Origin of the sequence: Bernardetia sp. (genome assembly GCF_020630935.1) — a bacterium.
Lineage (GTDB): Bacteria > Bacteroidota > Bacteroidia > Cytophagales > Bernardetiaceae > Bernardetia.
The window spans coordinates 1-13,610 of sequence record NZ_JAHDIG010000063.1; the positions used below are offsets into that span (position 1 = coordinate 1).

The 13,610-nt window shown below is 34.1% G+C and carries 12 protein-coding genes; 11 read left to right on the forward strand and 1 reads right to left on the reverse strand.

The window, feature by feature from the left end; all coding sequences use genetic code 11:
- The first annotated feature begins 165 nt into the window (after window positions 1-165).
- From QZ659_RS15775 to QZ659_RS15815, 9 genes are all read left to right on the forward strand, one after another.
- Window positions 166-2,541 carry a hypothetical protein gene (locus QZ659_RS15775; protein ID WP_291727199.1) on the forward strand — a complete coding sequence of 792 codons (2,376 nt, stop codon included), beginning with the start codon at window positions 166-168 and terminating at the stop codon, window positions 2,539-2,541.
- A 165-nt stretch (window positions 2,542-2,706) separates the two neighbouring features.
- A complete protein-coding gene (locus QZ659_RS15780) occupies window positions 2,707-2,892 on the forward strand; it encodes a hypothetical protein (protein WP_291727200.1) in 186 nt (61 codons plus the stop codon).
- A 45-nt stretch (window positions 2,893-2,937) separates the two neighbouring features.
- On the forward strand, window positions 2,938-3,378 hold the full coding sequence (locus QZ659_RS15785) for a hypothetical protein (protein WP_291727201.1): 441 nt from the start codon (window positions 2,938-2,940) through the stop codon (window positions 3,376-3,378).
- Window positions 3,379-3,496: 118 nt separating this feature from the next.
- Window positions 3,497-5,527: an NAD-dependent DNA ligase LigA gene (ligA, locus tag QZ659_RS15790; protein WP_291727202.1), complete on the forward strand. Its 2,031-nt coding sequence runs from the start codon at window positions 3,497-3,499 to the stop codon at window positions 5,525-5,527.
- A 422-nt stretch (window positions 5,528-5,949) separates the two neighbouring features.
- Window positions 5,950-6,543 carry a hypothetical protein gene (locus QZ659_RS15795; protein WP_291727203.1) on the forward strand — a complete coding sequence of 198 codons (594 nt, stop codon included), beginning with the start codon at window positions 5,950-5,952 and terminating at the stop codon, window positions 6,541-6,543.
- Window positions 6,544-6,771: 228 nt separating this feature from the next.
- Entirely contained in the window at window positions 6,772-8,037 is a 1,266-nt protein-coding gene (locus QZ659_RS15800) for an SPOR domain-containing protein (RefSeq protein WP_291727205.1), read from the forward strand.
- 36 nt (window positions 8,038-8,073) lie between these two features.
- The gene (locus tag QZ659_RS15805; RefSeq protein ID WP_291727208.1) at window positions 8,074-8,751 is read left to right on the forward strand and encodes a MotA/TolQ/ExbB proton channel family protein; all 678 of its coding nucleotides are present in this window, start codon (window positions 8,074-8,076) and stop codon (window positions 8,749-8,751) included.
- 55 nt (window positions 8,752-8,806) lie between these two features.
- Window positions 8,807-9,193 (forward strand): ExbD/TolR family protein, encoded by a 387-nt coding sequence (locus QZ659_RS15810; protein ID WP_291727210.1) that lies wholly within the window; start codon window positions 8,807-8,809, stop codon window positions 9,191-9,193.
- 87 nt (window positions 9,194-9,280) lie between these two features.
- Window positions 9,281-10,309, forward strand: coding sequence for a DUF952 domain-containing protein (locus tag QZ659_RS15815; protein WP_291727212.1), 1,029 nt, complete (start codon window positions 9,281-9,283; stop codon window positions 10,307-10,309).
- Between the two features lie 31 nt (window positions 10,310-10,340).
- Here the strand turns inward: QZ659_RS15815 and QZ659_RS15820 are convergent, their stop codons facing one another.
- On the reverse strand, window positions 10,341-11,288 hold the full coding sequence (locus QZ659_RS15820; protein ID WP_291727214.1) for a hypothetical protein: 948 nt from the start codon (window positions 11,286-11,288) through the stop codon (window positions 10,341-10,343).
- Window positions 11,289-11,480: 192 nt separating this feature from the next.
- Here QZ659_RS15820 and QZ659_RS15825 point away from each other — a divergent pair, with 192 nt between their 5' ends.
- Together QZ659_RS15825 and QZ659_RS15830 are read left to right on the forward strand one after the other, a co-directional pair.
- On the forward strand, window positions 11,481-12,863 hold the full coding sequence (locus QZ659_RS15825) for an AAA family ATPase (protein ID WP_291727216.1): 1,383 nt from the start codon (window positions 11,481-11,483) through the stop codon (window positions 12,861-12,863).
- Window positions 12,856-13,551, forward strand: a complete 696-nt coding sequence (locus tag QZ659_RS15830) for an RloB family protein (protein ID WP_291727218.1) — start codon at window positions 12,856-12,858, stop codon at window positions 13,549-13,551. Before QZ659_RS15825 ends, QZ659_RS15830 begins: the two co-directional genes overlap by 8 nt.
- Window positions 13,552-13,610 lie beyond the last annotated feature (59 nt).

Genomic DNA, 13,610 nt, shown 5'->3' on the forward strand with positions numbered 1-13,610 from the left:
TTTTATGAAAAAATAAATCAAATTTAACAAAATTGTAGTAGATAATTACTTATTTGAGTAAATCAATGATTCTTAATTTTTTATATCACAAAATATCTCATTTTATTTTATATTAGATGTTATCTTAGTTTTTGGCAACCCACGTGATTCTATTTTTAAGACAAAATGAGTGAACAAACAGGACGACCTCGCAAAGATTTATCCTCTGCCCCCCATTCTATTTCTGGCAAACGACAAGCCGAGCAGCGTAAAAAAGTACGCTTTCAAGACGACCATTTTAGTAGGTTTCACGGCTACAACGAACAGTTTATATCAGACTACAAGGAAAAACAATCCAAAAAAATATCGTTAGGCATTTGGGTAAGAGTAGCTCTTTTTGTTCTGATTTTGTTAATTCTATTCTTTAATATTTTTGGAAATACACTTTTTGCTCAAACTTCACAAGATACTGTTATCAGTCTTGCTCCTCCTATAAACAAACCCATTGAGTTTGATGTTCCGAAACGTTACTCTACTGAAAAGGCAGACTTTGATATTTTAGTTCAAGAACTTTTTCCTGTCCAAGAAGAAGATATAGATTATAGCGATTTGTATGAATCGTTATTTCAATTTTTTATTCAGCCTTTAGACCTTAATAAAGCTAATCGGAACGACCTTATCAGCACATTTTTACTTTCCGAAACCCAAATTGAAGATTTTTTAAATCATAGAGAACGCTATGGCAAACTGTTGAGTATTTATGAAATACAGTCTATTCCTTCGTGGGACGAAATGACGATTGAACGCATTGTGCCTTTTGTTACAGTTACAGAAAGTACCATTCAACAAGATACACGTAGTCTTTTTCAACGAATTTTGGCAGAAAAAAATAAAACACTGCTCATTCGTTATAGTAGGGTTTTAGAAGAGCAGCGAGGTTATACCACCGATACCACAGGAGCAACACGCTATTTGGGTTCGCCAAATAGAGTTTATACACGTATGCGTATTTCTCATCTCAACGATTTTAGTTTGGGTTTTACCCTTGAAAAAGATGCTGGAGAACAGTTCATTTGGGATACTGAGACAAAGCGATACGGTTTTGATTTTATGTCGGCTCATCTTGTTGTTCATAATCAAGGAAAATTTAAGACGATTGCTCTTGGAGATTATCAGCTTCAATTTGGGCAAGGACTGATTTTTGGGGCAGGCTTTGCAGCAGGAAAAGGCTCTGAAACTATCAATACTACTCGGCGAAGTACGCAGGGAGTTCGTCCTTATACATCTGTTTTGGAAACCAATTTTCAACGTGGAGCAGCAGCCACTTACAATATCGGACAGTTTGATATTACAGGATTTTATTCAAGAGTAGGAGAAGACGGAGGAGCAAGCAGACTTGCCCTAGACACCCTCAACGACGGACAAGAGAGTGATTTAATTAGTTCGCTCATTGCCACAGGCTTCCACAGAACACCTAGTGAAATTGAGAAAAAAGATAATTTTATTCGAACCGATGCAGGGGGAAATATCACTTACAAAGACAAACAAAATAATTTAGAACTAGGCGCAACAGTTTCTTACACAGCGTACGATAAAACTTTACAGCGCAACGACAGACTTTATAACCGTTTTGAGTTTAATGGAAAAAATAACTACAATTTTGGTATAAACTATTCCTATTCTTGGCGAAATATGAGCTTTTTTGGAGAAGCTGCACGCTCAAAAAGTGGAGGAATGGGACTGATTTCTGGCGTGATGTTTTCGCTCGCTCGTCCTTTAGAAATGGCAATGCTGTATAGAAACTACGACAGAGATTTTCATACATTTTATGGAGCAGCTTTTGGCGAAGGCTCTCGTCCGATAAACGAACGTGGTTTTTATTGGGGAATAAAATACAAACCATCTAAAAAATGGCAACTGACAGCTTATTACGACCGTTTCCGTTTTCCTTGGATGCGTTTTTTGGTAGATGCACCCTCTGGAGGACACGAGTATTTGGCTCGTCTTACTTACCGTCCGTCTCGTTCTATTCAGCTTTACGGACAGTTTAGACAGGAAGTGAGAGAAAAAAATTACAGGAATGAAGACGATGATAATGTTTCTAATTTTAATACAGTCAGACCTTATACACGAAGAAATTATCAACTAAACTGTGATTATAAAGCTGAAGAAATTGTTTCACTTCGTGCAAGAGTGCAGTTTAGCTCGTATGAACATGTAACCAACCCAACACAAGGCTATGTAATCGTACAAGATGTAAATTTAGATTTTGGAAAGGTTCGTTTTTCCACTCGTTTTGCTCTTTTTGATACAGATGACTATGAAAATCGTCAGTATGTCTATGAAAAAGATGTTTTGTACTACTTTTTTATTCCAGCCTATTATGGTCGTGGTTTTCGCAATTTTTATATGGTACAGCTTAAAGCAGGAAAGAAAATTGATATTTGGGCAAAATGGGCATATACAAAATACCGAGACCAAGAAACTATTGGTTCTGGACTAGAACAAATCAATGGCGACTTGAGAAATGATATTCGTATTCAGATGAGATTGAAATTTTAAAAATGTAGCTCACTATTTAGAACAACGTTGTACAGAACAAAAGCTATTGTGCAGGAATTTATGCTAAAATAAAAACTACTTTGACCTAATACTTTCGGTCTGCTCTACGAGACTGACCTTATTTTCCAACTAGGTCAGCCCAATAGGGCAGTACCGACAAATATAATGGAATGGAACAAAACTAGACACTATAGAATATATTTACAAACTAAAGAAAGTAATTATAAAAAGTTTATACGAACTAAAAACTACAAGCATTTATCCGAAGAAAGTCAGAGGGAAAGTTTAGATACTTTACCTAGTGAATATCAAAACATTGATGAAATAGATTGGTTTTTGAGAGATGAATAGTTCCAAATTATCACTAAAATAAAATTCACACCACAAACTAAAATTATGCTCTACGAAAACAAACGCAAAACTTTTTTGATAGAAGAAGTTACCCTAACTAGCAAAGACCCTAATAATGATAAGGCACAGAAAGCTCTAAAACTCTACCTTATTGGTCGTCTAACTGTTGAAGAACACCGAGAAGGATTTGAAACCTATTTTGATATGTTCAGAGATGGAGACTATACACACGCTATTTTTGATTACTTAAAATTAGAATATGACCCACCACAATCAAGAGCTTGGTTCGTAACTAGCTATGTACCTCGTTATGGTAAAGAATTGAAAGAAAGAGAATGTTATTTGGCTTTAATAGAATCTAGTAATCTGTTTCAGAAAATGGCTGTTTCACTCATTGCTAGTAGCGTAAAAAAAGTGTATTCCAATCTTCATATTTCTTTTTTTAAAGATATAGAAACGGCTGAAAAATGGCTTATTAGTCAGTAGAAAAAATGTAAATTTGTGTACTTATGTAGCTCACTCTTCAGAGTGAGATTTTTTATTTTTGCATATTATCAAAATCTTGAAAAAGCACGAAAGTGTATAATTTCTAACTATTAAGCGTATGAATCTTTCTGCCACAGAAGAAAAAATAAATCAGTTAGCCGAAAAAATCCATCATTACAACACTCAATATTATCAACATTCAATTTCAGAAGTTTCAGATTTTGAGTTTGATAAACTCTTAGAAGAACTTATAAAATTAGAAGAAGAATATCCACAGTTTAAGCGTCCAGATTCGCCTACGCTACGTGTGGGGGGAGATATTTCAGAAGGTTTTGAGACGGTAACTCATCGTTATCCAATGCTTTCGCTTTCCAATACGTATAATGAAGAAGAACTATTAGAATTTGATGAGCGAATCAGAAAAACGGTAGATAACCCTGTCTATGTTTGTGAGCTTAAATTTGATGGTGTGGCTATTTCTCTGCGCTACGAAAATGGCATTTTTACACAGGGAATCACTCGTGGTGATGGAACGCAGGGAGATGATGTAACGGCTAACGTCAGAACGATTCGTGATATTCCTCTCAAATTAAAAGGAAAAAATATTCCCAATGACTTTGAAATGCGTGGAGAAGTTTATCTAAGTAAAACACAATTTGAAATATTAAATCAAGAGATTGTAACAAAAGCTAAAGAAAAAGGAGTAGAAGAAGAAAAACTTCCAGATTTACTTCTCAAAAACCCAAGAAATGCAGCCTCTGGAGCTATTAAAATGAAGGATTCGGCAGAGATGGCAAAACGAAAACTCTCCTGCTTCATCTATGATGCCTACGGAACGCCTTTTGATTCTCACACGTCTATTTTAGAGAACCTAGAGAAGTGGGGATTTGTGGTTTCAGATTTTTATAGAAAAGCTAATGGAATTAGTGAGGTTTTAGAATTTATAAAAGAGTGGGAACAAAAAAGGTTAGAACTTCCTTACGAAACCGATGGCGTAGTTATCAAAATCAATGATTTAGACAAAAGAGAAGAACTTGGTTTTACGTCTAAAAGTCCTCGTTGGGCAATCGCCTACAAATACAAGGCAGAGGAGGCACAGTCAAAGTTAGAGAGTGTTGTTTATCAAGTCGGACGTACAGGAGCAGTTACGCCAGTGGCTAATCTTTCCCCAGTCCAGCTCTCTGGAACAACTGTCAGGCGTGCTACGCTACACAACGAAGGCGAAATAAAAAGGCTAGATTTACACGAGGGAGATACAGTTTTTGTAGAAAAGAGTGGAGAGATTATTCCGAAAGTAACACGAGTGGTTTTAGAGTTGAGAGAAGAAAATGCAAAGCCTATTGTTTTTCCAAGTGCTTGTCCAGAGTGTCAGACGGAATTGAGCAGAGAAGAAGGAGAAGCAGCCTATTACTGTCCGAATGAAAACGGCTGTCCACCACAAATTTTAGCTAAAATTCAACATTTCATTCATCGAAAAGCAATGGACATTGATGGAATTGGTGGAAAGACTGTTGAGTTATTCTTAAAAGAAAATATAATCAAAGATGTAACTGATTTATATAATTTAGACAGAGAAAAAATATTAAATTTAGAAGGTTTTAAAGAAAAATCAGTAGATAATATTTTCAAAGGTGTTGAGAAGTCAAAGAATCAACCATTTAAAAGTGTTTTGTTTGCGTTAGGGATTAGGCACGTAGGCGCAAGTATTGCCGAGATTTTGGCAGAAGAGTTCTATTCTATTGATAATCTTATGAAAGCCAAAGAAGAAGATATTGCAAATGTCTTTGGAATTGGGCAGCGAATAGCAGAGAGTATAAAATTATACTTTAGTCAAGAGAAAAATGTAGAAATTATTGAAAAACTCAAAGCTGCTGGACTTAAATTTGAACAAGCAGAAAAGAAAAAAGTAGTTGTAGATGGGCTTTTTAGTGGAAAGAGTTTTGTTGTTTCGGGTACTTTCCAAAACTTTGAGCGAGAAGAACTAAAAGAAAAAATTAAAGAATTGGGTGGAAAAATATCTAGTTCAGTTTCTAAAAAGTTAGATTATCTATTGGCTGGTGATAAAGCTGGAAGTTCGAAGCTAGAAAAAGCTGAAAAAGCTGGCGTAACAGTGCTTAGTGAAGAAGGGTTTTTGAAAATGCTTGAATAAAACCCTCTAAAAACAGATATAAATTTTGTTTATCATAAAGCAAACTTCGCTGTTGAGGTTTGCTTTTTTTGTACTCTATCCTACTATTTTTTTATTTGAAATTTAAGTTGCAGAGCAACAAAATGTTGGTAGAAAAATAAATAGCCAAAATCATGATTAAGTTGCATCGCAACGATATATTGATGTTTTAATTCGAATTCTATACATTATAATTTCGTTGCTCTGCAACTCCTAAATAAAAATATTCTTCATTTCTACCAATAGGACGTTGCGATGCGACTAAAAAAACACCTTTTTAAAATAGTAGGGTAGAGTACTTTTTTTGTAAAAAAACAGAGTCAGCTTTTTGCTAAATAAACTACTTTTCTTCAAATTCGTTAGTATTTTCTTATCTAATCACTAATCCTTTAAAAAAAATCTTAATGTCTATTTTTTCTAATCGTCCAGTCAGTCCTCTACTATCTGTTTTCAGTATTTTATTTCTTGTATTTACTCATATTTCTTGTATTCCTCCAGATGTAAAAGGAACAGCAGATACACAGTTTTTTGATTTGAAAGGTTTTTTAGAGTATCATATTGAAAAACTTGAAAAACAAAAAGTTAGTGTTGCAAAAAAAACAATATTACAAGGCATCAAGACAGAGCAAACACTTAAAAAAATAAATTGGAAAGATGAATTTGCATATTTTTATGCTTCTGATATAAACACACCACAACTTCGTGATAGATACCAAATCAATAAAACACCAACACAATGGTCTTTCAAAACAGAATCAGAAAACTTAATTGTAAGACAGATGGAGATTTATTTTGAGAGCCAAAACGATGATTCTTTTCAAAATGTAAAAGAAATTATGATTGTGCAGAAGGATAAAAATGTTTTATATGAAAATAATAGAGCATTGAGATTCAAAGTTAAAAATGGATTGTTAGAAGCATATACTATCATAGGTTCAGAAAATGTAATTTTAAATGATGCACAGGTATTTCAAGTAGAAGGAATCGTAATACCATAATATAAAGATTCATTTTTCCTACCAACCCATTAAAAAAATCGCTAAATATTCAATTTTTATAGACAAAAGCTATTTTTTTTGGTTATTTGTTTTTACCTTTTCATATAAATCCGTAAATTTTGAGTTAAATAGTTTATCAATCGTTGTACATAGAAGCACATTGAATCTATCCTAACACAAAAAACAGTCATTTTTTAAACTTCTTTTTTAAATCAAATTATAGGCAGCATGCTTGAAAAATATATCAAACAATTATTAAATGAAAACGATGAAGTCGTTGTTCCCAAACTCGGTACGTTCGTAGCAGGTTATGCAGGGTCTGAAATTTCTGGTGTTCGTGTAGCTCCACCTAGCAAAAAAATTCACTTTTATGAAAAGCTAAAGAGTGATAAGAACGAGCTTCTTCGTAAGCGTGTAACTGAGGCTGAAGGAATAAGCATCGCCGATTTTCAAGAAGAGTTAGAAAAAATGACAACAAAAGTAGAGGACGAACTCCGAAACTCGGGTAGTTCTCATATCAGTCATTTGGGAGTAATACGAAAAAAACCAGATGGTTCTTTAGAGTTTGAACAAGACGAAGATACTATTTTAGATGATGCTTTTGGTTTGCCTTCTCTTGAGCGAAAACCACTAGATAAAAGAGAGAGCAAGCAAGAAGAAAAGAAGGATGAACCTGTTTTTGATAGAGACCTTCAAAAAGAAAAAACTAGCGAAGAGACAGAAAAAGACGCAGCACTTTATGCTACTTTGGGAGACCGACTTGTAAAAGACCCAGTAGAAGAGAAAAAGAAACAAGAAGATATTTTGAAGGCAGCTTCGCAGGTTGAAAACCCTCCTGCAAAAAAGGAAGAAGTGCCTCCTGTTATTGAGGTAGAAGAAGAGGAGGAAGAGGAAGAACGCTCTCCTATCGTACTTTGGTTGGTGGCGATTCCAATTCTTTTTGCTTTTGTCTTTCTACTCTATATCGTTACAAATCCTGATGCTAAGGCGAGTTTGAAAGCTCTCTTAGGACAAAAACCAGTAACTACTGTGGTTACCGATGATACAAATACTGACCCTGTAACAGAAGTTGATGATAATACAGATGCAACAGCAGACAATACAGATTCAGATATTGGAACTAATAGTACAGACGAAAATACAGAGACTACAAACAACCAGACAAACGACAACACAAGTACCAATACTACAAATGACGGTACAGACCCATCTACACAATACACAGGAAATTCAGAAACTCAGCCAGAGGATATAATTAATGATCCTAAAAATCGTTTTTATATTGTGATTGGTAGTTTTGCTCAAATAGAAAATGCTCGTCAGCTTCGTGCAGACTTACAAAGCAGTGGTGTAGATAATGCCAAAATTGTAATGTATCCGAAACGTGGAATGTACAGAGTTACGGTAGGCGACCAAGCGACAGAGCGAGAAGCCTACAATCAGAGAAATTCATTAGGAAACACCTATCCAGATATGTGGGTTCTAAACTATTAAATTAAGCTATCTTCCTATCTAAATCAATTTCAAATTGTGAATATTCCCTTTATTTTACTTCAAAATACTACTGATATTACCTCCCCTGACAGTGTAAATTACTTCGAAGTATTTATGACTGGTGGAATAGTAAGCTATGTTCTTGTAGGACTTTCTATCGTACTATTCTATTTCTTTTTAGAAAGACTATGGGTTTTTTTCAAACTGACTAGAGAAAATCCGAAAGATTTACTAGACCGTATAAAGCAACTTCTTATCAGTAGGGGAATGGAGAGCGCACAAGATGCCTTAAGAAAATCATCATCGTCTTATTCTGTTATCATAAGAGAAAGTCTGGATATTATGACTTACATAAATTCTGACCAACTCAAAGAGCGTATCGATGAAGTAGCACAAAGAGAGCTTACCAAATTAGAAAGACATATAGGTTATATTTCCCTAATTGCAGGAGCTGCGCCCATGTTGGGATTTTTAGGAACTGTTACAGGAATGATTACGGCTTTTTCAGAGCTTGCCAATCAAGAGGGAGCAACGAGTGCAAAAGTGTTGGCTTCAGGAATTTATCAAGCTATGGGAACGACTATGGGAGGGCTTATAGTAGGGCTTTTTGCTTATATTATGTACAACTATCTTATTACCAAAATTCATAAAATTACAGGCAGAATGAACGTATTGATTCACGACTTTATGCTCATGATGCAACAGAGAAGCTAATTTCTTTTTGATTAAGTATTTATAGTAAGAAAAGTAATCTTTAGAAAAGAATTGTATGCCAAAGTCTCAACTCAAATTTGACCCTTCTTTTAATATGTCCTCTATGACGGACATTGTATTTTTGTTGCTTATATTTTTTATGCTGACTTCTAATTTTGTTACGCCTTCAGCAGTAGATGTTAATTTACCGTCTAGTCAGCTTGGTGGAGCAACTATGCCAAAATTGAATATTACAATAAAAGATGATAAGTTCTATTATGGAAGCAAAGAGGTAACATTGCAGCAGTTAGAAGACGATTTGAGAGCCTCTCGTGAGCAAAGTACAGATAAAGAAATCGTATTACACGTTGATAAAATAACTCCTATCCAACAGATTATTCAAGTAATGGATGTTGGAGGAAAAATAGGTCTAAAAGTACAACTGGCTGTCAAAAAAGATTAGCAGAAAATAACGTTTATCATAATTAATTTTGCAAACTCTACTTTTTATCAATTCAACAGAGTTCTCACTCTGTTAAACAAGTAAAGAATGGCTATTTCTCCTAATTATATCAATGAAAGTAAATATTTGTTGCATGTTCGTCCTGCACAGCTAGATGCACTATGGAAAGAGGGCTGGAGACATTTTGGAACACATTTTTATAGATATAGTTGGGCTTCTTACGACGATGTGCTTTGTATGGTTGTGCCTCTGCGAGTGAGTTTAGAAAGTTATAAGCACAACAAAAGGTTTAAAAAGATTTTATCTAAAAATAAGCACTTCAAAACTACTGTTTCGCTTATATCTCTTAAAGAAGAACATCATGTTCTTTTTGACAAACACAAGCAGAAGTTTACTCATACTATTCCACAAGATATTTATGTATTTCTTTCTCGTCAGCCTGATAAAATTCCGAATCCGACATATCAGATAAATGTTTATGATACAGAAAATAATAAGCTAATCGCTTCTAGTTTTTTTGATGTGGGCAGTGAGGCAATTTCATCAGTATATGGGATGTATGACCCAGAGTATCATAATTATAGCTTAGGAATTTATACGATGCTGATGGAAATAGAATATGCAAAATCGAAGCAGAAAAAATATTATTATCACGGATATAGCTATGATTTTCCTTCTATGTACGACTATAAAAAGCGTTTTCCCAACATAGAAGCCTACGATTGGAGAAGCTGGCAAGAACCAAAAAATATTTTTATGAAACCTTTGCCGAAGCGTATTTATCATATTGTAAAACTTTCCGATTGGCATTTAGACCACTATCAAGAAACAGAAATACGTCCACCAGGGGAGTTTATTCATTGTTCGTATGCTCAGCAGGTAGCCCGTTCTGCCAACAAATATTTTTCAGACCAAGAGTCTGTATTGGTGTTGCATATTGCGCCAGAGCGTGTTCATTCTCTTATCAAAGATGAGTATGCTCCAGATGGCTTGCTTTTTCCTCATATCTATGGATATATTCCCAAAATGGCAGTTTTTAGAATGACGCTCATCAGTAAAAATGAAAATGGCAGTTTCGAATTTGATGAAACTATAGATAATGATTTGTATGAATGACAGTTTTGTTATCCTGAATTATCTATCTCATTTATTCTACTTTAGCAAAATCCGACCTTGTTTTTAGAATTATATCTGCCAAACTAGGAGAAAAGAGTAATAACTGATTATCAAACAAAACAAAATATTTTTCTCTTGCTGTATAGAGGTTCAAAACTTGTGGTGTTTCGCTTCTAATATCATTCAATGTAAAAGTAGCTGTTGGAGAAAGTGCTTGTAAAGAATCTTGTAGCTTGTCATTTTTTACGTATTGCTCTCCCATCATCTGGCTAAAATAAGGTAGATATTCATAAATTTTGTTGGTATCAGCTTCTGCAAATTCTCTCATTCTGAAACCTTTTCCTGTAAAATCAATCGTAAAACTCTCGTCTTTATTTTGAGGATATTCTACTGATATAGAACGGAATGTGTTGGGTGTTGTGGCTAAAAGTGTTCGGTCTTGCCATTCATACGGACGAATATCAAAAATATCTCTTATCTGTAAATAATATCCCGGAATATAAATAGAATAGGGCGAAGCTGATTCTGTTTGCATTGCATAAGTTTCCCCTTCGTGTGTACAGACTTTATAATTTCTAATTTGTTTATCACCTCTAAAAACCTGAACATCAATTCCATTGAGTAGGAAACTATTAATAACCTCATCTTTTATACTTTCCGATACAGGTTTTTTTACTTCTAAGCGTTGCATAATAGCCCAAAGTGAAGCTATCATTTCTTCATCGACAACAAAATCACCATTCATTAGCCAGTTGCTAGAGTTAGTTGGACTTTGAGAGAGCGTTTGTTCTCCCAAAACCAGTTTGGTAATGCCAGTAGTGTCTTCTAAGGCAAATTTTGTCTCATTGAGAATAGACTTATCAGACGAACGTTTGGAAGGAATAGCAAAAAAAATGGCTAAAAGTAGCACAACAGCCAAAAGCGTGAGGAGTTTCAATTTTAGGGAAAAACCAGTAGTTGATGATGTATTTTGACTCATAGAGGTAATTTAATTAAACACATTAGTTTACAAATATACTAAAAGCTAACTTTTGTGTTTCAAGTATTTTGAGCTAAGTTTAAGAAAAAAGAATATTCTATGACATTTTTATTCAGAAAAATAGATTGATTAAGAGATTTTTTCGTTGTAGATTTACATAAAAATATTCCAAAACCCATTTTTTATCTGATTATGCTCATACGATTTGTAGTTTCAAACTTTCTTTCTTTTGATGAAGAAACAGAGTTTAATATGTTGGCTGGAAATTTTAAGCAGCACAAACAGCACGTTTATAAAGTAGGAAAACTGAAAGTACTTAGAGCAGCAGCTATCTATGGAGCAAATGCAGCAGGAAAGTCTAATCTTATAAAGGCAATAGATACGCTAAAAAACATTGTTGAAGAAGGTGGTGTATTTTCATTTTTAGAACAAAAAAAATTTAAATTAAACCCTGCTAATAAAGAAAAACCCATTCAATTTGAAATGGAATTTTCTATCAAAAATAAAATCTATGCTTATGGAATAAGCATCAATAAAGGAAAAATAAAAGAGGAGTGGCTTTATGAATCTGGAATTACGAAAGAAGATAAACTCATTTTTGAACGAACCACAGATAAAAAGGGTAAAATAAATATACGTTTAGGTAAAAGACAGCTTTCGGCAAAACAAAAACTTCTTATTGAATTACTGGAAGAAAACTTGATAAAAGAAGACGAGACAGTTATTGGAAAATTTGAATTATTAAAAATTAGAGAAGTTACAATGTGTAGAAACTGGATTGCAGATAGTCTCCTAGTAGTGTACCCACAGGATAAACCCTCTAATTTTTTCATAAATAGATTCATAGTAAGTGAAGGTGGGAAAGAAGGAATAGAGAACATTGTAAAAATCTTAGATTTAGGGATAGCAACATTAAAGACGGAGCTAATAGAAGGGCAGGACTATTTTGGCAAAGATTATGAACAAGACTACTTTGAGGAAATTATGGTAGGAGTAGGAGAAGATAGAAGTATTATATACCATGAAGAAAATGGACTCCTACATTTAGTGAAAATTGATGATAAGTTATATGTAGAAAAAGTAGTATCTCTACACAAAGGAACAGATGGAAATGTAGAGTTTAACCTTGAAGAAGAGTCATTAGGAACACAAAGAATGGTAGATTTTATTCCTTTATTCTTCCTTATGCTGGTCAAAGATATGGTAGTTCTAATAGATGAAATAGACCAGAGCCTCCACGTAAATTTACTTTATAGATTTTTGGAGGAAAGTTTGAAAAATGAAGATGCTCAAGGACAACTCATTTTTACCACTCACGAATCTAATTTGTTAGACTTAAATATTCTTCGTCCAGATGAAATTTGGTTTGCCGAAAAAGACAGAAGTAAAGGCAGTACACAGTTTTATTCATTAAGTGAATTCAAGCCTCGCTACGACTTGGATATTAGAAAAGGATATTTGCAAGGGCGTTATGGCGCAATTCCATTTTTAGCTGATTTAGAAAATCTAAATTGGAGCAGTTTGGCTACTAAAGAAGAAGAATCTCAAAACGAAACCAACCAATCTAATGCCTAGAAAAAAACGAAGTTATAAAAGAGATGTTTTGGAAGGCAATTATAGAGATAGCCGACTTTTTGCCATTGCCTGCGAAGGAGAAGACAGAGAAAAAGAGTATTTCAAGCTATTTCAATATTTTTCGCAGCGTGTCAGAGTGCATATTATTGAAGATGAAGATTACAAACCTAGTTTTCATAAATCTTCCCCAAAACACGTAGTAGAACGAGCAGCAAAGTTTGTTTCCAAACACGATTTGCAGCCTGACGATCAAGTTTGGTTAGTTTTAGATGTAGATAGATGGAGTTTTGAGCAGCTAAAAGAAGTGGCTGATTATTGTGAGCAGTCTTCAAACTGGAATGTGGTTATTAGTAATCCTTGCTTCGAAATTTGGCTTTATTTTCATAGAAAGGAAACTGTTCCTAAAGTATTAGATACACCTCAAAAGTGTAAAACAGCTTTAAACGAAATTGAAAAAGGAGGTTATCATCCTTACAAATTCATCACAGAAATAGAACAAGCTATCCAAAATGCCAAAAATACAGATATTAACTCTAATTATTTCTTACCAGACGAAGGGCAAACTAAAGTATATCAACTGGCTGAAAGTGTAATTGCTTTTATAGGAAAAAACAAATTACAGGAGTTTTTTGACGTAGAACTTCCACGCTTAATAAAATTGAGAGAAGCAATAAAAGGCAAACTCTAAGTATATTCATTCTACAATTAGAAAAAATAAGCGTATTTTTGAAGCTATTAATTATCCAA

What these genes read in the sequence shown, in the direction of transcription:
- QZ659_RS15775 (WP_291727199.1), top strand. Translation starts at nt 166, where the DNA reads ATGAGTGAACAAACAGGACGACCTCGCAAAGATTTATCCTCTGCCCCC.
- QZ659_RS15780 (WP_291727200.1), top strand. Translation starts at nt 2,707, where the DNA reads ATGGAATGGAACAAAACTAGACACTATAGAATATATTTACAAACTAAA.
- QZ659_RS15785 (WP_291727201.1), top strand. Translation starts at nt 2,938, where the DNA reads ATGCTCTACGAAAACAAACGCAAAACTTTTTTGATAGAAGAAGTTACC.
- ligA (WP_291727202.1), top strand. Translation starts at nt 3,497, where the DNA reads ATGAATCTTTCTGCCACAGAAGAAAAAATAAATCAGTTAGCCGAAAAA.
- QZ659_RS15795 (WP_291727203.1), top strand. Translation starts at nt 5,950, where the DNA reads ATGTCTATTTTTTCTAATCGTCCAGTCAGTCCTCTACTATCTGTTTTC.
- QZ659_RS15800 (WP_291727205.1), top strand. Translation starts at nt 6,772, where the DNA reads ATGCTTGAAAAATATATCAAACAATTATTAAATGAAAACGATGAAGTC.
- QZ659_RS15810 (WP_291727210.1), top strand. Translation starts at nt 8,807, where the DNA reads ATGCCAAAGTCTCAACTCAAATTTGACCCTTCTTTTAATATGTCCTCT.
- QZ659_RS15815 (WP_291727212.1), top strand. Translation starts at nt 9,281, where the DNA reads ATGGCTATTTCTCCTAATTATATCAATGAAAGTAAATATTTGTTGCAT.
- QZ659_RS15820 (WP_291727214.1), bottom strand. Translation starts at nt 11,288, where the DNA reads ATGAGTCAAAATACATCATCAACTACTGGTTTTTCCCTAAAATTGAAA.
- QZ659_RS15825 (WP_291727216.1), top strand. Translation starts at nt 11,481, where the DNA reads ATGCTCATACGATTTGTAGTTTCAAACTTTCTTTCTTTTGATGAAGAA.
- QZ659_RS15830 (WP_291727218.1), top strand. Translation starts at nt 12,856, where the DNA reads ATGCCTAGAAAAAAACGAAGTTATAAAAGAGATGTTTTGGAAGGCAAT.